This window comes from Maridesulfovibrio salexigens DSM 2638, assembly GCF_000023445.1.
GTDB classification, from domain to species: Bacteria; Desulfobacterota; Desulfovibrionia; order Desulfovibrionales; family Desulfovibrionaceae; genus Maridesulfovibrio; species Maridesulfovibrio salexigens.
Window position 1 is genome coordinate 2,754,560 of the sequence record NC_012881.1, and the last position, 25,403, is coordinate 2,779,962.

Below are 25,403 nucleotides of genomic sequence, written 5' to 3' on the forward strand. Positions count from 1 at the left end.
TTTTTTTAATTTTTAGTCAGGGCATCTTCAAACCCGGCCTTGTAATCCCGCTCAAAGAATGCGTTGAACTGCTTCGGAGTCCATCGCTGCAATATTTTTCTGTGCTCACCGGACCGGATAACACTCTCTAAAACAGAATCTATTTCAGCTATGACCTTACGCCCCCACTCTGTCTTAGGGACGGCATAGTATCCATAAATAGGTTTAACCGGTATTTCCAGACAAGGAACGATATCGATCTGTTCTGCAAGATTGGAATCACTCAAGATAAAATCGGCTATAAGCGGCCCGGCAAAAAAGAAATCAATTCTCTCTAAGGCCAGCAATTCCATCAACTTGTCAAAGTCGTTCGAAGAGAAAGCCCGACCTTTGCTGTGAATATGGTCGAAAACCAGAGATTCTAAATCGCCGTAGTCAATTCCTTTCACGTAGCCAAATCGGTATCCGGAATCACTTAATGCAGCTTTTGCTCTAAATTGACCGTTTGAATTTAGATATTTACCGTCTCCTTTTCGGATGACAGCCAATATAGTCCATGTCATCCGGCAGGGTAGCTTAGTGTAATAAAGATTTTCTTCGCGTGAAGGAGTTTTGAGAACTCCGCTAAGAATCCAGTTACGTCCTTCCCGGACAGACTGAAATATCTTAAGTGGTGAAGCGGCAATTGTCTGGTGTCCATAGTCAGGCATCTGCGATTGCAACAAGACACCGAGCTCTGGACCTATTCCTGTAAAATGACCGTCTTCATGGGATATGCTAAGGGGAGGGATATTAAAGTAAGGCCAGTATACATCACTTTTAGCCTGAACTTTTGCGGCAAGTCCGAATACATATAAAAACAATGAAATAATGATTGATAAACGCTTATCAGACAACATAACCAAAAACTCCTCCCAAAATCCACCTTATCCATGCAGATAATAATAGATAAAAAGAGGAGTTCAATGATTCTTAAGATAATTCTTTATCAATCAATTCCTGATTCAACCCTACAATGGTTATTCCGTACTTATCAGCAAACTGAACAGATTCATCAAGATCGAAAAAGAGGCTTTTACCTGCCTCAACGCCTAAACAAGTAGCGCCAAGTTCTTTCATCCCTTGAATGGTTTTGAGGCCGATTGAGGGCATATCCACCCTTTTCTCTTGTCCGGGCTTGAATACCTTAACTATACAGCATCCTTTGCCACCAAGCTCGCAGCCACGCTTAACTGCGGCATCAGTTCCTTCTATAGCCTCTACAGCAGTAACTATCCCTTCACGAACGACCACACACTGACCGATATCAAGCCGACCTAGCTCGCGGGCTATCTTCCATCCGAAGGCAAGATCACCGCTTTCGACATCATTGGGCTTACGCTTAGTCAAAAAGCCTGATGGAGTGAGCAAATCAGGCGCGTATTCATGAGGACCGACCACTTCCATACCTTCAACTTCAAACTCACTGGCAATGGCCCTGAGCAGGACATCATCACCTTTGGTAGCCAGCTTGAAAAGCAGCTTGGCTGCACGGAAGTCCGGGCGGATATCAAGAGCCTTCGGCTTATTGATAGTCCCGGCCATAACGACCTTGCTGACACCATTATTCTTGAAAAAAGAAATCAGCTTGTTCAGTTGTCCAAGCTTAAGCTCTACAGAAGCATCAGTATATTCACTGACTTCAAAATTTGAATGACCTTTAAAAAAAACAGCCACAACACGATTTCCCTGTGCTGCGGCTCCTTTTGCAACCAGGAGGGGGAATTGTCCCCCTCCGGCAATAAGACCAATTGTCTCAGTATTATTTGTCATACTATTTAGAACCGTGTCCGGCAGAGGTTACCCCCCTTTTGCTGGAACGGATAAATTCAATGAGGTTCAATACTTCAGGAATTTCTGCAAACTGCTCTTCAGCTGCAACCAAGGCATCCTTACGGGGCATTTCAGAACGGAAAATAAGCTTGTACGCCTTTTTAAGGGCATTACAGGTCTTGGCAGTAAAACCGTTTCTTCTCAACCCGATTGAGTTCGGGCCCTGCAATGCACCGCGAACACCGGTTGCAATCATATATGGGGGAACATCCTGCCCAAAACCGGACATGGCCCCCACGAAAGCATAATCACCGATACGCACAAACTGATGAATCCCGGACATACCGCCGATAGTAACGTAGTTACCAACATCAATGTGTCCGGCAAGGTTGGCAGAGCTGGCCATGATTACATGGTCGCCCAGCACGCAGTCATGAGCAACGTGGGTGTATGCCATGAGCATGCAGTTACTACCGATAACAGTACTTTCGCGACCGATATTAACACCGGTTGCGCGATGGACTGTAGCATACTCACGGAAGATATTGTTATCGCCGATTTCTACCCAAGTCTCCTCGCCGGTAAAGCCGAGGTGCTGGGGCAGACCACCGAGAACAACACCGCTATCAAGGGTATTCCCATTTCCCATACGGGTGAATGACTTAATCTGAACATTCGCGTCAAGACTGCAGTTATCACCGATAATGGTGTTCCCTTCAATAATGCAGAAAGGACCGATCTTAACATTTTCTCCCAGCTGCGCACCGGAATCAACGATAGCGGTGGGATGAATTTCAGTAGCCACTACATGGACTCCTTGTCTACAATTGCTGCGGAGACTTCACCCTGAGCGGCGACTTCACCATCAACAGTTGCAACACATTTCATTTTCCAAATGTGCATTTTACGTTTTACATCGCTGATTTCGAGCACAAGTTTGTCTCCGGGCACAACAGGCCTGCGGAATTTCACCTTGTTGATTCCGGTAAACAGGAAAACCTTGTCTTCGGTATCAACTTCATCTGTGCTGAGAACAATGATTCCGCCAGCCTGAGCCAGAGCTTCCACAATGAGCACTCCGGGCATAACCGGAAGACCGGGAAAATGACCCTGAAAAAAAGGCTCGTTCATGGTTACGTTTTTATATGCCCTGATGGACTCGCCGGGAGTGATTTCTTCCACACGGTCAACGAGCAAAAAAGGATAGCGGTGGGGAAGCATCCCCATAATCTTTTTAATATCGATAATATCAGGAGTTGAATTACTCACTTTAATCTTCCTTGCTTAATTCTGCTTCCAATGCCTTGATACGCTTTTCCAAAGCAGACATTTTTTTAGCCATATCAGGCAGTTTACGATGGTAAATAGAAGATCTCAAAAAATTGCCCTTCTCAAGAAGCGGAGAACCGGCACCCATGAATCCGGCCGGGACATCATTTGTAACTCCAGCCTGAGCTCCGATAACCGCACCGTCACCGATCTTGATGTTATCCACAAGGCCAGCCTGAGCAGCAAGGACAACGCCTTTACCAAGCTTGGTGCTGCCGGCAACACCGGACTGCGAAATAACAAGGCAATCTTCGCCGGTCGTTACGTTATGTGCGATCTGGACAAGGTTATCAATCTTGGAACCTGCTCCGATTCTGGTGACATCTAAAGCCGCCCTGTCAACACAGGCATTAGCTCCGATTTCAACCTGATCCTGAAGCTCTACAGTTCCAATCTGGGGAATTTTCATATGCTTCCCGGAAACCTGGGCATATCCGAAACCATCGCCACCGATGACTGCTCCGGGCTGAACAATACACCCGGTACCAATAACGGTACCGGCCATGATAGAGCAATTGGGATAAATTATACATCCCGGTCCCAGTACAACATCTTCGCCGATATAAGCACCGGCGAAAACTTTGCAATTGGGACCTATTTTGGCTCCCTTGCCTATGAAGGCAAACGGATAAACCGTTGCGCTGTCATCGACATCCGCTTCATGGTGAATAAAGGCTAACTCATGGATTCCTTCCAGACACCCCTGAGGACGTGCAAAAACGTGCATAGCCTTGGCCAAATCCATGTAAGGATTCTCGCTGATAAGCGCGGACTCAACCTGATCGGCGTACTTTTCCTCAAGTACAATCGCTCCGGCCTTGGTAACCGCAAGCGCAGATTCATACTTTGCATTAGCCAGAAAAGACAGCTCAGTAGGACCAGCCAATTCCAAGGTGTTCAAACCTGAAATTTCCTTATCCTTCCCAGCCATCTTAAGGCCGATTAGACCAGCAAGTTCTGAAAGTAGCATAAGGTCCTACTTTTTGCCTGCTCTGTAGGCACGGTTCATTTCAAGCATAAGCTGATTGGTAATATCGATGGTTTCATCAACGTAGAGAAAACCGGAAGATTTCTTATCGTAAATTGCGGTATAACCGTTCTTTTTACCGTATTCATTTACGACCTTCTGGAGAAGTTCGAGAACGGGAGTTCCTACCTTTTTCTGTTCCATCTGCATCTTACGCTGGGTAGCCTGAGTCATATCCTGAAAATCTCTTACCTTACGCTTGAACTCAAGCTCTTTATCCTGCTTGGCTTCAAGGGAGAGAACAAGACTCTGCTTCTGGAGGGCCTGCTTGAGGCTTTCCAGTTCCTTCTGCTTGGTTTCAAGCTGTTTTTTTGCAGACTCAAATTTCTTTTCCATTTTTTTCTGAGCGTCCTGACCAATTTCGGAATCTTTGATCAGTTTAGCCATGGAAGTAACTGCAATCTTCTGGGGAGCGGCAAACGCCGGAGTCTGAAAAGCAAAAACCAGAACCAAAACTGCAAAAAGAATTCTACGCATTTAAAATTACTCCTTATAATTCCTATCTAATAATCAGGCGAAAAGGCATGCCGAAAACCGGCATGCCCTTCGTTTACATTAATATGTTTAATTCTGCTAGAAGAACTGTCCCATAGAGAATTCAATCTTATGTCTTGAGCTGTCTTCGAGCTTATCAAGTCCGTAACCGTACTCTACCCTGATCGGTCCCATGGGGGAGAACCAGCGAATTCCGGCACCGATACTCTTATACATACCGAGGAAGAGTTCTTTTCCATCTTCCTGCTTGGTATCATGGAAGAAGCTCTGTCCATCATCCCAAGAGTTACCTATATCGAAGAAACCAACACCGACGAGGCCAAGCTCTTCATTAATGGGGAACAGAAGTTCAAAGTTCATGTAGAACATCTTGTTACCACCGATTCGGTCATTGGAGTCTTTGTCACGGGGTGAGATTTCACGGCTGTCATAACCACGTACGTTGTTAATACCACCAAGGTAAAAACGTTCGAAGACAGGCATCTCGCCACCGCCGAAGTTATCGTGGATAAAACCGGCACTACCTTTCCAGTGGAAGACCAGATCCCAGAACACCGGAGTAAAGTAGTTGGAGTCGAAGGTATACTTAACGAAAGAGTCATCACCCAGAAGGACACCCCCCCCCATCTCAACAACCAAGTTGTTAACAGTACCAGTAGAAGGGTTGAACGCTTTATTGGTAGTATCGCGTTTAACACCTGCGGTAATTACACTTGACCAGTTGTCGCCTTCAATATCTTTGATTGACTGCGCCGCGGTATCTGCAACTTCTGAAATAGTATAGAAGTCCAAGCGGTAGTTGGTATAGAAATTAGTGTATTCACCGAGCGGATAACCGGCAGAAACAACGCCACCGATAGTCTGTTTGTCATAATCGGTATAGTCGTCGTTACGCCAATAGGTGTTAAAACCACCGCCCCAGAGAGTGTCATTGATGCGAGGATCGTAGAAACTCAAACCATAACTGATTGTCTTGGAGCTCCAACCACCGTTAAGAGAGAATTCCATACCGCGACCGAAAAGGTTGCGCTCGGTAATCTTGGCAGAAACAAAGACACTGTCGGAAGTGGAGTAACCAATACCACCACTGACCATACCGGTGTTTTTATCCTTAACCTTGACCTTGAGGTCCATCTCACCGGGGTCACCGGTAGGAATAGGTTCGATATCAACTTCACTGAAGTAGTCCAGCTTATTCAAACGGACGATAGAACGCTGCAGTTTGGAACCACTGAACTGGTCGCCGTCCGCAAGACGCATTTCGCGCAGAATAACGTTATTTCGGGTCTTGGCGTTGCCTTCGATAATAACTCTGCGGATATGAACCTTCTGGCGCTTAGAAACGATGAAGGTGATATCCACGGCCTTTTCATCAGTGTGCTGATCGAACTTGATGTTGGCATCAGCATATGCATAACCGTAGTTGGAATAAAAATCTGCAATCGCTTTCATATCCTCACGCAGGAGGGAACGATCCAGGTATTCACCGCCGTCAGACATATCGTCAGCAGTGACAAGTTCACGAAGGCGGGATTTTTTAACAATCAGGTCACCCTGAAAACTAACTTTACCGACTTTATAGCGGTCACCTTCTTCTACTTTAAAAGTAACGTAAATGCCGTCTTCCTGAATATCCAGTTCGGGCTCGCCGACCTTGGCATCAATGAAGCCACGGTTACCGTAATAAGCAAGGATAGCAGCAGCGTCACGTTCTAAAAGCTCTTCTTTAAGAACACCGGTTTTGGTGAACCAGGAAAGCCAGCCCCTCTCAGTCAGGGCCAACTGGTCTTTAACTTCATCAGGATCAAGCTGTTTTGCTCCCTCGATCTTAATACCTTCAATGTAAAGCTTCTTGCCTTCATTAATATTAAGATTCAAGCGGGCCTGTGCGCCTTCACCCTCGATATTGTAATCGATTTTGGCATTGTAATACCCTTCCTTGCGGTACATTTCACGCAGGGTGTTCAAGTCATCGGAAAGAACCTTCGGGTTCATGACCGCGCCTTTTTTGGTATTTACAGCAGCCAGAATATCTTCGGCATCAATAGCATCTTCACCCTTAACAGAAATAGCCTGAATGCGCGGCCTTTCCTTAACGTCAAAGATAATCTGCTTACCACCGGGCACATCGGTAACCTTGACTTTTACATCGTCAAAGTAGCCGAGAGCATAAATATTTTTGAGGTCTGAGTTGATTTTGGAGGGAGTGTAGATATCACCGGTCTTGATATTAGTACGCATCAGAATAACGTCTTTATCAAGAACACGACAGCCACGAACTACAATGTCAGCAATCTTATCCTGACTGAGCAATTCCAGCTTCATCTTGGAAACAAGCTCATCAACGGCAGGCAGAAGGTTGATCAACCCTTTTTTAGTAACAAAAAGAGGAACCGCCGGCTTCATGCCGAACGCTTCAACGAGGCGGACATCAAGGCTCAAGTCTTCTCCGATCTGGCTGAAACTGCCGTATACGGAATACCCCGCACCGGACAGAAGGGCCATATCTTTAGCAGCCTGAATGTTTAAAAATTCGTATCCCTGCTCATCGACAAGCCCCATGACCTTTTTCTGATCAACCACGCGGAATCCTGCTTCGCGCAATCTGTCTGAAAGAAGAGTGGGTAAACTGTCTTTGAGATATTGTGTATCAGCGTCAGCATTAACTTCAAAAGGAAGTACGGCAATAATAATACCTGAAGCATCTTCAGCATGAGCCTTGCTTGCTCCGAAATTAATCAGAAAAGCAAAAGTTGCCGCAATCAGTAAAAGCAGAATTCTAGTTCTGGGCATACAGTTCTCCGGAACGCAACTCAAGCCGGCGTTTCATAACCCCGGCCAAATCCATATTGTGTGTCACAACGATGAGCGTCATTCCAAGCTCTTCATTAAGGGAAGCCAGCATTTCTCCGACCATCTTCCCTGTCTTCTCATCCAAGTTACCGGTAGGCTCATCAGCAAGCAGGACCTTAGGTTTAAGGAGGATAGCACGCGCTATGGCAGCACGCTGCCTCTCGCCTCCGGACAGAGTCGTCACCCTGTGATCAATCCTGTTTTGCAACCCTACCAGCCCAAGGGCTTCACGGGCCATATCAGAGGCTTCCCCCTGACCTATGCCTGCCATCATGGCAGGAAGAGCAACATTTTCCAGAGTGGTAAACTCCGGAAGAAGGTGATGAAACTGAAAAACAAAACCGATTCCCCTGTTCCTCACTTCGGCCCGTTTCTCAGGTGTCATATCATTAATATTCATTCCCGCAAAATGGATATTTCCACCGGAAGCGGTATCCAAGGTGCCGAGAATATGAAGCAACGTAGTTTTGCCGGACCCTGATGCCCCGAGAATAGCAAGGGACTCGCCGGAATCAACCGTGAGGTTGATATGATCCAGAATCCGCACAGTCTCAGTCGGTCCTTCGTATTCTTTTACGACATCGGTAAGTTCGTAAAGCAAATTACTCATACCTTAAAGCCTGCGCCGGTTCCAGAGCAGCTGCCTGTTTTGCAGGATACAAAGTAGCCAGAAAACAAAGCGAAAACGCTGCAACACCGATAATTGTCAAATCCATCCAATCCATCCTGATGGGCAGATAGTCCACCGGATAAACATTACTGGGCAGCTTGATGAACTGATACTTTTTAAGCAAAAGCGCCACCGGTATACCTATCAGATACCCGATGGTTGTTCCGATCAATCCGATCAAAGTTCCCTGCAACATAAAAATTCTTCTAATACTCCCGGAAGTCGCTCCCATAGACATCAAAACAGCAATATCCTTGGTTTTCTGCATGACCAGCATAACCAAGGTAGTGATAATGCTGAATGAACCGACCATGACAATCATTGCCAGAATGATGAACATGGCTGTCTTTTCAAGCTTGAGAGCAGCAAACAGGTTGGAATTCATTTCCTGCCAATTCCTGATTTGCACCGGATAACCGGCAAGCTCTCTATCCAGAAGTTTACCTATGTTATCAACTGCATATACGTCTGCGAGACGAATTTCAAGGCCGGAAACAAAATCCCGCTTAAATCCAAGCAGTTTCTGGGCAGAAGTATTGCTGATGTAAGCCAGTGAAGAATCATACTCATACATTCCTGTACGGAAGATTCCACCAACCTTAAATACCCTGACTTTCGGGGTAAACCCAGCAGCTGTGCGTGTACCGGAAGGAGATAACAAGTTCACTGTATCGCCAAGAACAAGTCCGAGGCGACGTGCCAGCTGATTTCCTATTACAATTTCCGGGAGTTTGCCATCTTTAGACAGACTGTCAACACTTCCGGAAAGCATATCACCGGGAAGACTGAGTACGCCTTTAGCGGTTTCAGCATCGACACCTCTAAGGACAACTCCTTTTACACCGCCGCTACTGGAAAGCATGACCTCAGAATAGATAAAGGGCGTTACACCTGTAACGCCCGGAATCTTTTCAATTCTATCGGTCATGTGATGGTAGTTTTCAAGCGTGCCGTCATATGCGGTCACGATTACGTGGGCATTAACTCCGAGAATTTTATCGCGGAGATCGGTTGAAAAACCGTTCATAACCCCTATCACCACAATCAGGGCTGCTACGCCCAAAGCAACGCCGCACACGGCAAAAAGAGATATAACTGAGATGAAGTTATTCTTTCTCAGTGTAAAGAGGTATCTCAGTGCGACGAAGAGTTCAAACTTCATGAGCCACCATTGCCGGAAGCACCTTCGGTTCTAAGCAGCGGGAACAGGATAACTTCCCTGATGGAAGCACTGTCGGTCAAAAGCATGACCAGACGGTCAATCCCGATACCCTGACCTGCAGCCGGAGGCATACCGTATTCAAGAGCGCGGACATAGTCCTCGTCCATGTTGTGGGCTTCATCATCACCGGCATCCTTCTCCGCAACCTGCTCCATAAAACGGCAGCGCTGATCAACGGGGTCGTTGAGTTCGGAAAAGGCGTTCGCCAGTTCACGACCGTAAATAAACAGTTCAAAACGGTCGGTAATATCCGGGTTCTCCTCGTTCCTTCTGGAAAGAGGGGAAATATCTGTAGGATAGTGATAAATGAAGTGCGGCTGAATCAGCTTAGGTTCAACCAGAGCATCAAAGAGCTTGGCCTGCAATTTACCGAGCTTTTCGCCTTCAACTGCTTTTTCGCCGAGCTTTTTAACAAGCTCCTTACATTTATCGTAGTCATTGTAGACTTCAGGAGAAACACCACCGACTTTCTCAAGGGATTCGTGGAAAGCCATACGGTGCCACGCTCCGGGAGTCAGATCGATCCTTTCATCCTGATAATCAATGACAGTATCGCCGTTAACTTCCTTACAAACAGAAGAAATCATTTCTTCGGTCAGATCCATAAGGTTTTCGAAGTTGGCATATGCCCAGTAGAATTCAAGCATAGTGAATTCAGGGTTATGCCTTACAGAAATACCTTCGTTACGGAAGTTACGGTTGATTTCGTAAACCTTCTCAAATCCGCCGACCAGCAGACGCTTGAGGTAAAGCTCAGGCGCAATACGCATGTAGAGCTGCATATCAAGTGCATTGTGGTGGGTGGTGAAAGGACGGGCTGCCGCACCACCTGCAATGGGGTGCATCATGGGAGTTTCAACTTCCATAAAGCCCTTGGAATCCAGATAATTACGAATAGCCCTAACAATAAGGGTACGCTTCTGGAAAATTTCGCGTGCGCGAGGGGTTACGATGAGGTCGACGTAACGCTGGCGGTATCTGGTCTCCACATCCTTGAGTCCGTGGTACTTTTCAGGAAGCGGGCGCATGGATTTGGTAATCAGATCTACCTTATCTGCCTTGACGGTCAGCTCATCAGTTTTGGTTCTGAAGAGTGTTCCTTCAACGCCGACAATATCGCCGATATCGAATTTCTTAAAAATTTTGTACAGGTCTGCGCCGAGATCATCTCTAGCTGCGTATACCTGAATCCTGCCGGTAGGATCCTGAAGATGAAAGAATGCGACCTTACCGAAAGATCTATGAGTGATAACCCTGCCGGCAAGTTTAAACTTCTTGCCCAGAGCCTCCAGCTCTTCTCCTCCGAGATTGTCATAATTGCCCCAGATATCTGAGACTTCTGTATCTTTACTGAAGTCGTTGGGATAAAGCGGTACACCTTCGTCGAGAAGGCCACAGGCTTTTTCCACACGATTCTTCAGAACCTGATTGAGTTCGTTCTGAGCTTGCAGAGCCTCAAGCATGGGCATAAATGATTGCACATGCTCTGATTTGGTTGCCAGCTTGATTTGCTTTTTCTTCTTGCCGCTCAAGTTATTAATTCTCCGTAACCGAATAAATTCTAGATAAATACAAGATCCGTTGATTGCCTAAGCTAATTACCCTTTGTCGTCAAGAAAGTACATCTTTAAATAGTTCACTTTCGCGCACTAAATTTTTTTTAAAAAAGTGTTTGACAAGTGCGCGGCAAATCCGTAGAACCCATCTTCGTTGCAGCGGGAAACGCCGCAACAACAAAATATTCCTCGGTGGCTCAATCGGCAGAGCGGGTGACTGTTAATCACTAGGTTGGGGGTTCAAGTCCCTCCCGGGGAGCCAGATAGCTCAAAAGGCTGCTTTCGAAAGAAGGCAGCCTTTTTCTTTTTGTCTCAAACGACTGCCAAGTATCACAACTACTTTTACCCAGAAAAAAATCTCTCCCCTACATTTAAATATATATACCCGTAGATCGACTCTACCGTGATTTCAGAAGAAGCCCCTATGAAAAACCACTATCTCAACGCGGCAAAAACCGGCTTCCTCCGCCCAAAATCAATCCCTGAAAGAAAGTCTAAAGAAAATTTAAATTAAATTAAAGATAATATTTGACATGCTCGCAACAAATCCGTAGAACCCATCTTCGTTGAAGGGGAAAACTCTTCAACAACAAATATTCCTCGGTGGCTCAATCGGCAGAGCGGGTGACTGTTAATCACTAGGTTGGGGGTTCAAGTCCCTCCCGGGGAGCCAGATAGCTCAAAGGCTGCTTTCATTTGAAAGCAGCCTTTTTTTCTTGCCCTACTTTTTCACAACGGCCCTCAGATTTTTCGGTATAATATCTTCAGGAACAATACCGTTCACATGATATCTTTTTAGAATTGAATAATATGTTCCATCTCGGGCAATTTTCTCCAATCCTTTTATAAACGTTCTTTTCAACTTCCTGTTTCTCTTTTGAAATATAACTGAAAGCTTCATCTGCTCAATAGCCTTAGTCGTAAAACTGAACTCCGGAGCTTTTTCGGGAAACAACTCCCAGATTAAGTATTCTCCGGTAACACGGAAAGCTACGGCAAAATCAAACCGCCCTGCATTCAATTTTAAAAAATTGATTCTGATATCAGAGGCCAGATCAGTCTCTAATCCAGCCTCGTCCAAAACTCTCTGACTACTGCTTCCACGGACATTGCCGAAAGAATACTTATTAAGCTCCGCAAGCCGATTAAACGCAACCCCTTCAGGAAATCGCTTAACTTGATAAAAACCCACAAAATTTAGCTGGATATTATCTACAGCTTCAACCTTATCTTCGAGTCCACTCTGCCTGAACCATTCCATGGACCCCAAACAGCAATCTTGCACCCTTTTTACAATCGACCAGACATTTCTAGACATAGGCAGGAGGTCATACTGAGCAGAAAGCCCTTCAGCCGCAAAAGCCTCAGTGACAATATCCCTGAGCATTCCTTTTCCAAACTTTGGCTCTGCATCCTCAAAAACTAAAGGAGGATACAATACAGTTGCCACATTGACAGTTTCGTTGGCAGAAGCAGGCAAAAGCGCAGAGAACAGCAAGCCCAGACTTACGGCCAAACTGACAATCATTTTATTAATTTCCATACAACTCCCTCACCAACAAAATTCAATCAACCTGAGACCATACTACCCTACCAGAGATTTCAACTGCTGTTCAACCTGCAAAAACACGGGATTCCTGCTTAAATAAAAAAAATTGAATTAATTTAAAGATAATGTTTGACAACTTTAAGACAAATCCTTAGAAACTATCTTCGTTGCAGGGGGAAACTCCTCAACAACAAAATATTCCTCGGTGGCTCAATCGGCAGAGCGGGTGACTGTTAATCACTAGGTTGGGGGTTCAAGTCCCTCCCGGGGAGCCAGATAGCTCAAAGGCTGCTTTCATTTGAAAGCAGCCTTTTTCTTTATCTATTCTTTTCTTTGCTCTTACCTGACCGACAGGCTATAATTGGATTATGCAAATAATCGACATTCCCAGCCCCTGCTCTTTTCTGAAATCAACTCCTCCCGGCACAAATTCCGGCATCGAGGTTGATGATAAAGACGAACTGCATGAATCTGAAAAGAAAACCATCACCTGCCGTGAATGCGGGGCAAGAATCACAGACAGTTCATTTTCAACCAAGATCAACGACAACCATGAGCATTCTTTTTTCAATCCTCATGGATATGTATTTCAAATACGGTGCTTTTCTGCTGCTACGGGCTGCGCCACATCCGGACCACCATCCGATGATTTTACTTGGTTCGCAGGGTATACGTGGCAGATAAGCGCATGCTCTAAATGCAGGGTACACCTTGGCTGGCGCTTTCAATCGAACACAAACTCATTTTACGGCCTGATTAAAGATAAAATTAAAGAATAAAAAAGCTCCCGACACCTTTCGGTATCGAGAGCTTTTAAATTAGTACAATTAGTTAATCTTACTTGTAGTAAAGCTTAACTTCGTTGGTCTTGGGCATGGTCTGCCCCGGAGTTGGCTGACCGGAAACAAGAATGTATCCCTCGCCTTTTTCAAACTTATCATTGGCTTCAAGAAATTCCACAAGACGGTCTCTGTGGTTGGTGAGTTTGGATTCAGTAATAATAGGAGAAATACCCCAGAAAAAGTTGAGATATGCGGGAACGCTTTTGTCGGGGGTCAGGCAGTACACAGGCTGAGCAGGTCTGCGGCTACAAACAATCCTTGCGGAAGAGCCGCTTGAGGAGTGGCAGATGATAGCAGGACTGTCGATATCCTGAGCAAGCAGACAAGCTGAATAGCTCAAATATTTAACAGGATTGGAAACAAGCTCATCAGCAGGCTTATAGGGTCCCTTGATACGCTCGAGGTAATATGGTTCAGTACCTTCTGCGATCTCTTTAATGTAACCGACAGCTTCAGCAGGATACGCGCCGATTGCAGTCTCTTCGGAAAGCATACAGCAGTCAGCACCGTCCATAATTGCGTTGGCTACATCGTTTGCTTCCGCACGGGTGGGGATCGGGTTCTTAACCATTGAAAGCATCATCTGGGTTGCAACGATAACAGGCTTCTGAGCATGACGTGCTGCGCGGATAAGCTTTTTCTGGATAACAGGAACAGTGGAGAGTTTACACTCAAGGCCGAGGTCACCGCGGGCAACCATGATACCGCTGGCAAGCTCGAGAATGGATTCAATATTTTCAACAGCGTTCTGGCGTTCAATCTTAGCGATAATGGGAAGCACCACACCATGCTTATTCATCGCATCCAGGACATCTTGAACGTCCTGCGCTGTCTGGACAAAAGACATGGCAATTGCATCAACACCAATTTCGATACAACCGGCCAGGTCAACTTTATCTTTTTCAGTAAAAGCGGGAAGTGCGATATGCTTACCGGGGAAAGTGATACCCTTTTTGGATGCAAGCAGACCGGCATTCTGAGCCTGAAGTTTGTACAGCCTATCTTTCTCAAGAGTTTCGGTTACGAAAAACTGAAGCATTCCGTCACTGAGCGAAACTTCCATTCCGTCTTCGAGACCCTGGAGCAATTCGGGCTGATCGAGAGGAATAAAAGGCAAATCTTTTGCCTTGTCAGCGACATCCGGAAGCCCCAGATAGACGTAAGCACGGGAGTCAATATCAAGGGGTGCATTCTCAATAACACCCACCCTGATCTTGGGTCCACAAAGATCCCCCATAATAGTAAGAGGAATGGAAAGCTCCTTTTCAACCTGACGAATCATAGCAATAACGGGCTTAAAGCTCTCTGCGTCAGAATGAGAAAAGTTCAAACGGAGGATTCTGACACCGTTCTGGACCATTTTGGTAATGGTTTCCACATTACTTGATCCCGGGCCGAGAGTGGCAACAACTTTGGTTCTCATGATCTTGTCCTCAATATTTTATTTGGGTAAAATTTTACTATCCCCAATTGATTGGAAAAATTCGGATCCACCTCTGTCCGATGTTCACTTTCGAAAATATTACTAGCATAATTTTCGGAAATGTACAAAATTTTAATTTCAATGCTTTCTAATTTGCTTCAAATGATTTTTTTATTTTACATGACACCCTTCCGAGTTTATACCGAATAACTCTAAATGAAAATATTTTTAACTAACGGAGTATTAAATGTTTAAGAACATGCTGAAATTAGCTTTGATCATTGCCATGGCAGCATTTATTGCCGGATGTCAGCAACAGGCATCTTCCGGCGGAAAAGTCGGATTTGTCGACACCAATAAGGTTTTCAAAGAATGTAAAGCCGGTACTGAGGGCATGGAATACCTCAAAAAATCAAGCGAAGAATTTCAGGCAAAATTTACTGAAATGCAGAAAACTCTCGCCGGGAACCAGACCGAAGAAAACACCCGCAAGTTCCAGGAAGCTCTTGGCGAATACCAGAACAAAATGGGCGCAGAGCAGAATCGCATTGTAGAAGCCCTGCAGAACGGATTCACCAAAGCTGTTGACGACTACCGTCAGGCTAACGGCTATTCCGCAATTCTCTCTACCGAATCTGCTATCAGCTACGACAAGTCCGCTGACATCAGCGACAAGATCATCGAATCAATGAACAAAATGGACATTAAAATCAAGCCCGAATAATTCCGGCTGATTCCATTAGATCCTAAAAGTCCTCCTGAAACTTCGGTTTCGGGAGGATTTTTTGTTACAAAACAACGCAACAATGCTTTATAGGCATCAAAATATATGGTACGCGCAATAAAACACCGTGAAATTCACAAGTAGCTAGGAAATCGATAATGTCTGAAATTAGCTTCCACTATACTGGCGAGATAACTGAGAACCACGAACTTCCATTACACGCTCTAGCTAAAACCTTAACCAGCTTAAATTCGGCAATTAACAGAGCATATTTAGGAGCAAAATATGGAAGCGGAATTAAAAACAGACGAATAACCCAAAAGGAATTAGACGACGCAAAATTTTGGGCAGGAAAAGCTAAAGATGGCGGACATATTTTAGATTTGATTTGCAAAACAGAATATGGTCAACAAATTGTAGACAACATATCTGATGCCCTAGCCCGTGCATTAGACAACCTACAAATATTTGACCCATACACTGAAGAGCTTACACTTGAACAACAAGCTGAACAATTAAGAGACAAGCTAAACACCCACTCTGAAACCATTCTTTTTAATGTGTTTTCTAAATCAATTGAAGAGGATCACCAAAATAAATATATCGACAAATCAATTCTCAAAGAATTAATCCCTGTAACCTCAATGCTCCAGGGAGGTCTTTACGGTGAAAGCCAGTTAGAAATGGAGTTCACATCGACGACTCCACGAAAAATAGAATTTAACAAACACAATGTGCATAATTTTTCAAAAATGCTTACCCAAACTCACCTTGGGCCACTTGTGATTTACGATGGCGATATTTTTTCTACACACAAATACAGCAAAAACGGAAAATTTAAAAACATCGCAAATAAACAAACGGCACGTTTAAAGACAGGAACTGAGACAGCTTTTTTTGAAATGCACGAAGCACAAAAGTCACCAAGAATTCAATTTATCGGTACTCCTGTATTTGAATATAATACGACAGATGCTGAATCCGGTGATATTTTCTTTCTAAAGAGGATCGGCTAGTGAGTTTTAAAGATTTTTCTGAACTAGTTGGACTTCGCAATTGCTTAGTTTTTTTATTTTGGATATTCATTATACATGCATTTAAACTTGACCCTAACGCCAACTCAATAACGAACTCATCAATATTCTATCAAATAAACGACTTGCCTATTTTCCAACACATGGCAAACGTTGCCCAAAAAATCACTTTTTACACCGCAGCCCAAGCATTAGTATTAACATGCATGTCTATATCCATGCCAACTTTAATCATAAATTCTTTTTTTGACCTCTTAGAAAAATCACTAGACACTCCATCTCAGATCCGTCACTCTGAGAACAACAAAAAAGTAACCTACGCTGAAAAAAAATGTACTTCTTTAAAAAAACACTATTTTTTTTCAACTCTCATACTTATTTTTTCATCCTCACTGATCATAATTTACCCTAACGAGATCATCCATCTATCAATTCTAACCTTCACATCTGCAACATATTCAATCATTACCCTACTCGCCTCGCTGTACTACTACAAAAACTACCTATATCCCTTTCTTTCTAAAGATATTACCTCTGACTCTTCCTACCTAAAAGACCATTTCCGTTTACTCTAAGGCATCAACAACCTTTCGCTTGATTTTTCCCACCACACAGGAGAGTATCATATTTTATTTTATCTCTTAATTTCAACAATCTAGTGAATTATCTGATATGAGTTTAGCATTATTTGGAAATCTGTTCGGCGGACTTGGTCTTTTTTTAATCGGAATGCGGTTGATGACCACTGGCTTGAAACAAGCTGCGGGCAAATCGTTACGAAAAATTCTTGGACAGTGGACCAAAAGTCCGGGAAGGGGATTATTTTCCGGATTCATGATTACTGCACTGGTGCAATCTTCCAGCGCAGTGACTGTTGCCGTCATAGGCTTTGTGAATGCTGGACTCATCACTCTTTCACAATCCATCGGGGTAATTTACGGTAGTAATATTGGAACTACAGTCACCGGCTGGATTGTTGCTGCTGTCGGATTCAGCGTCAACCTGAAAGCCTTTGCCCTGCCTGTTATCGCCCTCGGTGCAATTCTACGTTTAACAGGCCCTACATCACGACGCGCTTTTTTCGGAGACGCATTTGCGGGATTCGGCCTGTTCCTCATGGGAATTTCCACCCTGCAAATGGCCTTCAAAGGCATTGAATCATCCATCGACCTTTCAGTATTTGCCTCCATGGGAGCTCTCTCCATCCCGATATTTATCGGCATAGGCTTAATGCTTACATTACTCATGCAGAGCTCCAGCGCGGCAATGGCCCTTGTACTCACAGCCACAGTAAGTGGACTGATGGATCTCAATCAGGGAGCCGCCGCTGTTATCGGTACCAACATAGGTACGACTTCCACTGCCGCCCTTTCTGTTATCGGTGCTACCATCAATGCGAAAAAAGTAGCTACCGGGCATATCATCTTTAATATAATTACTGCCCTTGCAGCTCTTATCATGCTCCCGGTACTCATAAAATCCATCCTCTTCTGCATGGATATTATGAACTTATCGCACGAACCGGCTGTTGTTCTGGCCCTGTTCCATACTGCGTTCAACTTTTTGGGAGTCCTGATTCTCTGGCCTTTCACGGACAAGCTTGTTTCATTTATTGAAAAAAGGTTCGCTTCTCTGGAAGACGACCGGGGACGCCCCAAATATCTGGACAACAACGTTATCGGTACCCCTGCCCTGGCCCTTGATGCCCTGACCCTTGAAATGGAAAGAATAGGTCAGCTTACCCGCAGAATTGTGCGTAAAGGACTAAACTCCGATTTTGGATACGGTGCACTCCCTACAGATAAAGCTGCACAGGACAGCCTTATTGAGGCCGCCCGCTCTTTCTGCGCCAAACTGCAATCCCGTCCCCTTACTGAACAACAGGGGCAACAAGTAGCAACAGCACTGCGAGTACTGCAATATTTCCGCACTGCCGGAGCTCTTTGCGCCTCTTTGGAAAAGAAAAGACTCAAGCCTGCCCTTGAATTACTCGGCCCGGATGCTGACATGGTTACGGTCTTCCGCAACTCCTGCATCGGCGTCTTAAATGTTGCAGAAAATCCATGTTCTGAAGAATTTTGTAAAATCGACAACATGATACATGACATGTTATCAGCATACCACGACCTGAAAGCAAAGCTGCTTTCTGCCGGTGGAACAGGCAATATCCCGGTCCCCGAAATGGTTGAACAGCTTGAACTTTTCTCAAAAGTACGACGCATAGCAAGGCAGGCAGCCAAAGGCGCAGTATACCTTGCAGCCATGAGGCCAGACTCCGGCGTATGCTGCCAGACCAATACAGTTAAATTTGCATGGAACCGCCATTGGTAAACTAACTGGAGCCACAATGAAGAAATTCAAAATTCCCGCAATTATATTTGCCGTTGTTTTTGTTGCTTCTGCAACAGCACTTTATCTCTATGTACAGAAAGATCTGGGAGAAAAAACCGGCGTAAAAGTAGACGCTCCCGAATGGGTAAACAAAAATGGGTCCAGCGGAAAACTCGCTGTATCCGACAAAGTGGCAAAATCAGGCGATTCAATAAAAATAGGGAAGAAAAACGCAACTGAACCCGCCTCCCAAAAAGACGATATTAAGATTGCTGAAAATAAGACAGCAGCTTCCACCGCAAATAAAACCGGGCAATCTCCAGTTGAAAAAGTGGTGGATAAAATAAAGGATACAATCATCACTGAGGTCTTCCTTGATAACCTCGCGCAATATATCGCAGACAACTATCACCCTGCAGGTTCGCTGCCTTATAAAGCCCAAAAAGGTTTCAGCTCAGCTTCGTTCAAAGGTATCAACATGCATTTCGGACTGAATCTGCGAGGGCTTATGCCTAATGCTGAAAACCTTATAAATGCCCGAGAATCCATCTGGTCCTACCTGCTAACTCCGGGCAAACTTGCAGCTCTTTCAAAATCCGAAACAGGACAGTTGCTCGACCTCATTGAGGAAAAAGGTATTCTGGCGGAAAGGAAATTCGCGGAAGGTGACAGCTTCACACTTCGCGAACTTAGCAGAGAGCAGCGGGCAGAGATGTTCCGCTCAAGCAGCCAGCCGCTTCGACATGTTGCAGCTGTACTCAAGGCGGTAGCAGACAACCCCGACCTTCTTCAGGCTTTGGACAGTTATATCAAGGCCGAAAAACGAGTAGATTCTGCAAATGGTATTTTTCAGCTTGATCTGGACAATTCCCGCAAGATTAAATCTGAATCAGCAAAAAGCAAAGCTGCCCATTCCGGTAAGATTCTTAAAGACGCCATTACCATCAGGGAAAAAATCAAGACCGGGATTACCCAGAAAATCAAGTCATATTGTGCTGGGGAATGCGACAAACCGGATGATTCTTTCTACATAGCGCAGTGGATTTTCAGAAGAGTTCATACCGATGAGAAAAGACTCAAAGCCATCACAGCCGGAAGCGAAGCCTTAAATCACATTGCAGACGAAATGGTTGAAAGAGCTGAAGCAATTGAGAAATCAATGTAATTGAGCCTAACACTCTGCGGGAACTCTGATAATGATCTTCATCCCTTCACCCGGGCTGGTTTCAATTTCAAAAGTCCCGCTATGTTTCTGCGTAATGATGAAGTAGGAAACAAAGAGCCCCAAACCTGTCCCTTCACCGACCGGTTTGGTGGTGAAAAAAGGCTCCAAGGCCTTCTTGCGTGTTTCAGGACTCATTCCGGGACCATTGTCTTCAATTTCAAGACGAATGAAGCCGGGCTCTTTTCTTAACCGTATAGTAATACGGGCGATATCATCTGCTCCCCTGCCCTGATCAGCAAGAATAGCCTGCACGGAATTCTTGAGCAGATTAATAAGGACCTGCTCTATCTCAGACGGAGAACATAAAAGTTGAGGTAAGGAGTTATCGAATTCCTTGACTATTTCCAAACCTCCCCCACCGGACTTGCTGTAAAAGTCATAGCCGCTGAAAGAAAGCTCTATTGCTGTTTCAACGATCTGTTCAATATCGGAACAAACCCTTTCGCCGCCTGACTGTCGGCTGAATTGGAGCATATTGGAAACAATACGGGCAGAACGTTCGCCCATCTCCCTGACTGATTCAAGCTTGGCAAGAATCCCTCTTTTCTCGCAATAGTCGTGAATAGCCTTAAAAGGAATCCCCAACTCATCTGCCGTAGCATGATTTTTGGGAAGATGGCCTGAAATCCTGCGCTGAATATTCTGAATTCCCTGAAGAATGCCACCGAGCGGATTATTGATCTCATGAGCCATGCCAGCCGCAAGCCCGCCAACAGTCATCATCTTCTCGGTTTGCACCATGACCTCTTCCATACGGGTCCGGGCAGTTATATCATCAACACGGATAACAACCCCGGCTTCATCTCCTTTGAACGGAAAAACAACTATTTCATGAAAAACATTACATCCGTCCCTATCCATATGAAAAATTTCAGTACCACCGTCGACTTCTCCTCGGATGGTTGCCGAAATCAAATGCTCAAACCGTCTTAATTCCGGCATCATTTCATAAACAAAATTTCCTTCCGCGTCCTCGGCAGCCCGACCGGTTTCCTTGTGTGCATAGTCATTCCAAAGCACTACATTTGAATTTTCATCCACTCCAACCAGTATGGAATGCATAGAATCGATAACATTACCAAGATAATTTCGGGTCCGCTGCAATTCCCTTTGATCAGCCAGTCTACGCCGTACGTCACGGGCGACCATAACGATATACAGCCTGCCGCCCACAAAATGCACCCGAAGCGTCATCTCAACCGGAATACGTGTTCCTCCCCTACCCAGCAGATCTGTCATGGAGACATCTTCCTTGTCCCATGAAGAATAGATGTCATCATCAATCAGAACTTCATGCAGCAGGAAGCAGGTATCCTCGGGGAAGACTAACTCCGGCGGGCTGTCCAACAATTCATCCCTATCGTAACCGGTTTTCTTTAAAGCGGTTTTATTTACGTCAGCAAAACTCCACGAAAATGCATCAAGCACGAACAGGGCATCATTGGCATTTTCCACCAAAGCCCTGAAACGCTCCAGCTCATTAATCCTTTCCCGAAGTTCCGGATAATAGCTTTTGCGCATTGATGTTTCGCCAAGCCCGATGAGCTTGTTGCGAACATTTTCGTTGGAGTTCGGTTTAGAGCGCCGCTTCATAAATTTTCTCTACATCTTCCTGACTAAGTTCAATCGGATTAGTGACCATACAAGCATCTTTCAGCGCCATTTCAGCCAATTTAGGAATCTCTTCACGGGTAAGTCCCAAATCACCAAGAGACATATCTATGCCCGCAGCCTTGCTTAAGGCCATAATTGCCTTCTCAAGTTCATTACAAATTTGCTCATCTGTTTTACCGGCAACAGATACGCCCATTTTTTCCGCAATACGGGAGTATCTTTCAACAACATACGGGAAATTAACCCTGATCACATAAGGAAGTAAAATAGAGTTGCACTCACCGTGCGGCAAATCTAAATGCCCGCCAAGACTATGAGCCATAGCGTGCACAGCACCAAGAATTGCATTGGAAAAAGCAAGCCCGGCTTCCATACTGCCAAGCATTACCTTGCCCCGCAATTCAAGGTTACCGGGATCTTTTATAACGGCAGCAAGATTATTCGAAACCTGCTCAATTGCATCAAGAGCCAGCAGATCGGTTAAAGCCGAATTAGCATTCGAAACATAGGCTTCTATGGCGTGGGTCAATGCATCCATGCCCGTAGCCGCAGTCAACTGTGCATCCATTGTTGATGTAAGTTCAGGATCAATCAGGGCTGCATCCGGGACCATGGCTTTACTTACTATGCTGATTTTAACATCACGTTCAGTATCGGTAATAATAGCGAATTGGGAAACATCAGCAGAACTTCCGGCAGTAGAAGGGATGCAGATAAGAGGAGGGCCGGGAACATCAACCATGTCCACACCCTCAAAATTCAAAATATGCGAATTATTTGTGGTAACAATTCCAATGCCTTTAGCACAATCCATCGGACTGCCACCGCCTACGGCAATAATGCAGTCACATCTGTTTTCAAGATAAAATTCAGCTCCGCGCATGACTTCAACATCACGGGGATTTTCAGAAACATCACTGAAGATAAATGTCTCTATTCCGGCATCGTTTAAACTCTTTTCTACAGTTCGAACCCAGCTGCATTTAACAATCCCGTTATCAGTAACTATCAAAGCCCTGGAGACTCCGAAATTTTCAGCATATTGTCCGGCAAGTTTGGAAGATCCCACACCAAAAACAAGTTCAGGAGCAACAAATTTTCTCATCGCCAAGACTTCTTTCACGCCGACCTCCACCACTTGAAAATAAAATTTATGCCCATAGGTGCTCAAAAGTATCAATTTTCACACTCATTCACATAAGTAACATATAAGCTTATATTTCCGCAACAATGGAGCACAAAAAGGCATGTTCGGAAAAGAACATTCCCAATGATATATTTAATCTTATATCAGTCGTATGTATCAAAAAATCCGCCTCTGTATTATAATACAGAGGCGGATTCATTTTTAATTATATTATACCTTATCGTTTAACTACGATGCTCTTCCTTTAAAAGGTCGTTTACAGTCTTGACCGGAGAAAAAGTACTCAACGGGACTTCCACAAATACGGTAATCCAATCTGCCATAGAGCCGTTCCAAAGCCCGGGAAGTTCCATTGCCTTGAGCCTGCGGCCATCCTTGGACTTGTGTGAGATGAATCCGGTTTCGGGATCAGTAAAATTCTTCAAGGCATACCACTCACCGCGATGACTTCTCATACCGCAAACCAGATCAACAGGGTTAAAATGAGTTGCAGTCTGCACAATCGCCGCCTGTTCGGGGTCATCCATATCCACCTGACTCTTCTCAACAATCTGCGGAGAAATAAAGCCGTCAGGACCGTCTACCCAGAAAGGTCCGCCGCCCGGTTCGCCTTCATTCTTAACCATCCCGCAGACACGTACAGGCTTGGATAAACGAACCCGCAGCATGGTAATCTTATCTTCAAGACTCATCTGACCGAAATTATCCGGCAACTGCATGGAAAGGTGGGAAACAGCAAATATCGCTACCGCTGCGACTTCAAATTCACTGCAGTTATGATTCTCAAGCATATTCAGGCATTCAAAAATCTGGTCCTGCAACTTTACCAGCAACCCGCCGATTATCTTCTTATACTCAAGGGTATCACCCTTCATGCTGTCAGGGACGACATTATCGATATTCTTCAGATAGACGAGGTCGCCGCGCAGCTTGTGGAGGTTATCCAATAAGGCTCCATGCCCGGCAGGACGGAATAAAATCTTTCCATCATCAGTGCGGAACACCTCATTATCCATATCTACAGCAACAGTATCGCTCTTCCGGCACTGCTGAGAAAAGTTAATATCAAAACGGCAATCAGGATAATTTTCGACAGCCTTGGCAACATGATCACGAATGGTCTGTTCATGGATCGGTGAAACAGTAAAATGCAGCTTAGCCTTACCACGACGATCTTTAATATGGGCAGCAGCCTCAGCAATATGTTCTTCAAAAGGAGTACGGTAGCCGCCTTCGTAATTATGGAAAGGAATCAATCCTTTAGGCATAGCCGCGTAGTTCAAGCCCTTTTCAGTGAGCAGGTATTCAAGAATCTGTGCATAATCCTGATTCGCATATGCATCTTCAAGATTTGCGTTATCTTCCATCATGACCTTCTGCAAATCAGAATAAAACGGAAGCACGGGAAGCAGGTCCATAAAATCCTGAACCATATCTGCATCTTTATCGGAAAGCTCTTCATCATTCAGCTTTGCCAACAAATGCTTAAACATGCGGGTTGCCGCTCCTGAAGCCGGAACAAACTTGGTAAACCTGCCTTCATCGGCAGCTTCTTCGAAACAATCCAATAATTCTTCTTTTTCTTCGGGCTTAATCCGATAAATTCCATCGTTTAAAGTACAGGCCCGTTCGAGTTTTGTCGGCGCAAACCCCGTCTTGAATCGTTCAATCTGCTCAGCCAGTGCGGATGCGGAAATTCCTTCACCAATAATATCAATTAAACCATTCTCAATTTCGCGGAGATCATTTTCAGTTACCATAACGTACCTTCCCGTGCTTTAAATTGAAAAACAGTGTAAAATCATAGATTTAAGTCGGCCTATACACCATTTCTATACGCAATCGACACTGATAGATACTTACCCCTTAACACAGATTTTCAGCCGTGTTTAGTGGCAAAATAAATATATTTGAAACTTTTTTGCTTTTTCCTGATAACTCAAAAACTTACCATAAAAGCTTAATATTAAAAGACATTTTATCTAGACATTTTTTAAGCAATCAAATTAATGGTAATTGTGTCGCAAAATTGAAACACAGAAGACAAATAGATGGCGAAAATATTTCCCAGTCGGCATAGAAATGCAAAAGTGAGGCCTAAAAAAAGTCCCCATCATCGCATGAACCGCGATGATGGGGACAAAAAAAAAGACCCAACCTGATGGTTGAGTCTTTTTGATGAAGCATGGTGGTTGCGGGGGCCGGATTTGAACCAACGACCTTCGGGTTATGAGCCCGACGAGCTACCAAGCTGCTCCACCCCGCGTCACTGTGAGAGCATGTCTACATGCTCTGTAATCTGCTGTCAACAATTAGTTGAACATTTTGCAAATTATTTTTCAAATATTTTCAGGAGTTATGATCAATTTGAACATCCACCCTGAACTCAGTCAAAAGAGCAAAACTTATTCCGCATTTTGCCACGAACATTTCCGCCATGACCGGAAATATCGGTGGTTGCGGGGGCAGGATTTGAACCTACGACCTTCGGGTTATGAGCCCGACGAGCTACCAAGCTGCTCCACCCCGCGTCACTGAGAAGAGAAGAACTACAGCTACGCCCTACAGAAG

20 protein-coding genes and 5 tRNA genes are annotated in these 25,403 nt (G+C 44.8%); 8 read left to right on the plus strand and 17 right to left on the minus strand.

Translation table 11 applies throughout. The annotated features are described in order from the left end of the window. Positions 1-5: 5 nt before the first annotated feature. The 10 genes from DESAL_RS12665 to lysS form a co-directional block, all read right to left on the minus strand. Complete coding sequence (locus DESAL_RS12665; RefSeq protein WP_015852390.1) at positions 6-878, minus strand: transporter substrate-binding domain-containing protein; 873 nt, start codon at positions 876-878, stop codon at positions 6-8. A gap of 73 nt (positions 879-951) precedes the next feature. Then, entirely contained in the window at positions 952-1,791 is an 840-nt protein-coding gene (locus DESAL_RS12670; protein ID WP_015852391.1) for an LpxI family protein, read from the minus strand. 1 nt (position 1,792) lies between these two features. Next, positions 1,793-2,596, minus strand: coding sequence for an acyl-ACP--UDP-N-acetylglucosamine O-acyltransferase (gene lpxA / locus DESAL_RS12675; protein ID WP_015852392.1), 804 nt, complete (start codon positions 2,594-2,596; stop codon positions 1,793-1,795). Then, a complete protein-coding gene (gene fabZ / locus DESAL_RS12680) occupies positions 2,596-3,060 on the minus strand; it encodes a 3-hydroxyacyl-ACP dehydratase FabZ (RefSeq protein WP_015852393.1) in 465 nt (154 codons plus the stop codon). The genes lpxA and fabZ overlap by 1 nt, the downstream gene beginning before the upstream one ends. Position 3,061: 1 nt before the next feature. Next, positions 3,062-4,090: a UDP-3-O-(3-hydroxymyristoyl)glucosamine N-acyltransferase gene (gene lpxD / locus DESAL_RS12685; protein WP_015852394.1), complete on the minus strand. Its 1,029-nt coding sequence runs from the start codon at positions 4,088-4,090 to the stop codon at positions 3,062-3,064. Between the two features lie 6 nt (positions 4,091-4,096). Next, positions 4,097-4,624: an OmpH/Skp family outer membrane protein gene (locus DESAL_RS12690; protein ID WP_015852395.1), complete on the minus strand. Its 528-nt coding sequence runs from the start codon at positions 4,622-4,624 to the stop codon at positions 4,097-4,099. A gap of 96 nt (positions 4,625-4,720) precedes the next feature. Next, a complete protein-coding gene (bamA, locus tag DESAL_RS12695) occupies positions 4,721-7,435 on the minus strand; it encodes an outer membrane protein assembly factor BamA (protein WP_015852396.1) in 2,715 nt (904 codons plus the stop codon). After that, positions 7,422-8,105, minus strand: a complete 684-nt coding sequence (locus DESAL_RS12700; RefSeq protein WP_015852397.1) for an ABC transporter ATP-binding protein — start codon at positions 8,103-8,105, stop codon at positions 7,422-7,424. Before DESAL_RS12700 ends, bamA begins: the two co-directional genes overlap by 14 nt. Then, positions 8,098-9,327, minus strand: coding sequence for a lipoprotein-releasing ABC transporter permease subunit (locus DESAL_RS12705; RefSeq protein ID WP_015852398.1), 1,230 nt, complete (start codon positions 9,325-9,327; stop codon positions 8,098-8,100). The genes DESAL_RS12700 and DESAL_RS12705 overlap by 8 nt, the downstream gene beginning before the upstream one ends. Continuing rightward, on the minus strand, positions 9,324-10,850 hold the full coding sequence (gene lysS, locus DESAL_RS12710) for a lysine--tRNA ligase (protein WP_015852399.1): 1,527 nt from the start codon (positions 10,848-10,850) through the stop codon (positions 9,324-9,326). The genes DESAL_RS12705 and lysS overlap by 4 nt, the downstream gene beginning before the upstream one ends. 279 nt (positions 10,851-11,129) lie before the next feature. Between lysS and DESAL_RS12715 the strand changes: the two genes are divergently transcribed. Together DESAL_RS12715 and DESAL_RS12720 are read left to right on the plus strand one after the other, a co-directional pair. Next, a tRNA-Asn gene (locus DESAL_RS12715) sits at positions 11,130-11,205 on the plus strand. 335 nt (positions 11,206-11,540) lie between these two features. Continuing rightward, positions 11,541-11,616, plus strand: a tRNA-Asn gene (locus DESAL_RS12720). Between the two features lie 48 nt (positions 11,617-11,664). Here the strand turns inward: DESAL_RS12720 and DESAL_RS12725 are convergent. Beyond that, positions 11,665-12,486: a substrate-binding periplasmic protein gene (locus DESAL_RS12725; protein WP_015852400.1), complete on the minus strand. Its 822-nt coding sequence runs from the start codon at positions 12,484-12,486 to the stop codon at positions 11,665-11,667. A 205-nt stretch (positions 12,487-12,691) separates the two neighbouring features. Between DESAL_RS12725 and DESAL_RS12730 the strand changes: the two genes are divergently transcribed. After that, a tRNA-Asn gene (locus tag DESAL_RS12730) sits at positions 12,692-12,767 on the plus strand. A gap of 93 nt (positions 12,768-12,860) precedes the next feature. Next, complete coding sequence (locus DESAL_RS12735) at positions 12,861-13,271, plus strand: cereblon family protein (protein WP_015852401.1); 411 nt, start codon at positions 12,861-12,863, stop codon at positions 13,269-13,271. Positions 13,272-13,329: 58 nt separating this feature from the next. On the opposite strand, the gene pyk is transcribed toward DESAL_RS12735, so the two are convergent. Then, complete coding sequence (gene pyk, locus DESAL_RS12740) at positions 13,330-14,757, minus strand: pyruvate kinase (protein WP_015852402.1); 1,428 nt, start codon at positions 14,755-14,757, stop codon at positions 13,330-13,332. 247 nt (positions 14,758-15,004) lie between these two features. On the opposite strand from pyk, the gene DESAL_RS12745 reads away from it, so the two are divergent. The 4 genes from DESAL_RS12745 to DESAL_RS12765 all read left to right on the plus strand — a co-directional run bounded on the left by DESAL_RS12745 (position 15,005) and on the right by DESAL_RS12765 (position 20,011). Continuing rightward, the gene (locus DESAL_RS12745) at positions 15,005-15,481 is read left to right on the plus strand and encodes an OmpH/Skp family outer membrane protein (protein ID WP_015852403.1); all 477 of its coding nucleotides are present in this window, start codon (positions 15,005-15,007) and stop codon (positions 15,479-15,481) included. Positions 15,482-15,639: 158 nt separating this feature from the next. After that, positions 15,640-16,497, plus strand: coding sequence for a hypothetical protein (locus tag DESAL_RS12750; protein ID WP_015852404.1), 858 nt, complete (start codon positions 15,640-15,642; stop codon positions 16,495-16,497). A 690-nt stretch (positions 16,498-17,187) separates the two neighbouring features. Then, positions 17,188-18,846 (plus strand): Na/Pi cotransporter family protein, encoded by a 1,659-nt coding sequence (locus DESAL_RS12760; protein ID WP_015852406.1) that lies wholly within the window; start codon positions 17,188-17,190, stop codon positions 18,844-18,846. A gap of 16 nt (positions 18,847-18,862) precedes the next feature. Further along, complete coding sequence (locus DESAL_RS12765) at positions 18,863-20,011, plus strand: hypothetical protein (RefSeq protein ID WP_015852407.1); 1,149 nt, start codon at positions 18,863-18,865, stop codon at positions 20,009-20,011. A gap of 6 nt (positions 20,012-20,017) precedes the next feature. Here DESAL_RS12765 and DESAL_RS12770 read toward each other — a convergent pair whose 3' ends face one another. From DESAL_RS12770 to DESAL_RS12790, 5 genes are all read right to left on the minus strand, one after another. Next, positions 20,018-21,664 carry a PAS domain-containing sensor histidine kinase gene (locus DESAL_RS12770; RefSeq protein WP_015852408.1) on the minus strand — a complete coding sequence of 549 codons (1,647 nt, stop codon included), beginning with the start codon at positions 21,662-21,664 and terminating at the stop codon, positions 20,018-20,020. Next, positions 21,648-22,808 (minus strand): alcohol dehydrogenase-like regulatory protein ErcA, encoded by a 1,161-nt coding sequence (ercA, locus tag DESAL_RS12775; protein ID WP_015852409.1) that lies wholly within the window; start codon positions 22,806-22,808, stop codon positions 21,648-21,650. Before ercA ends, DESAL_RS12770 begins: the two co-directional genes overlap by 17 nt. A gap of 248 nt (positions 22,809-23,056) precedes the next feature. Next, positions 23,057-24,592: a DUF4301 family protein gene (locus DESAL_RS12780; RefSeq protein WP_015852410.1), complete on the minus strand. Its 1,536-nt coding sequence runs from the start codon at positions 24,590-24,592 to the stop codon at positions 23,057-23,059. Between the two features lie 429 nt (positions 24,593-25,021). Then, positions 25,022-25,098 (minus strand) — tRNA-Met (locus DESAL_RS12785). 188 nt (positions 25,099-25,286) lie between these two features. Continuing rightward, positions 25,287-25,363: transfer RNA gene (locus DESAL_RS12790), tRNA-Met, on the minus strand. Positions 25,364-25,403 lie beyond the last annotated feature (40 nt).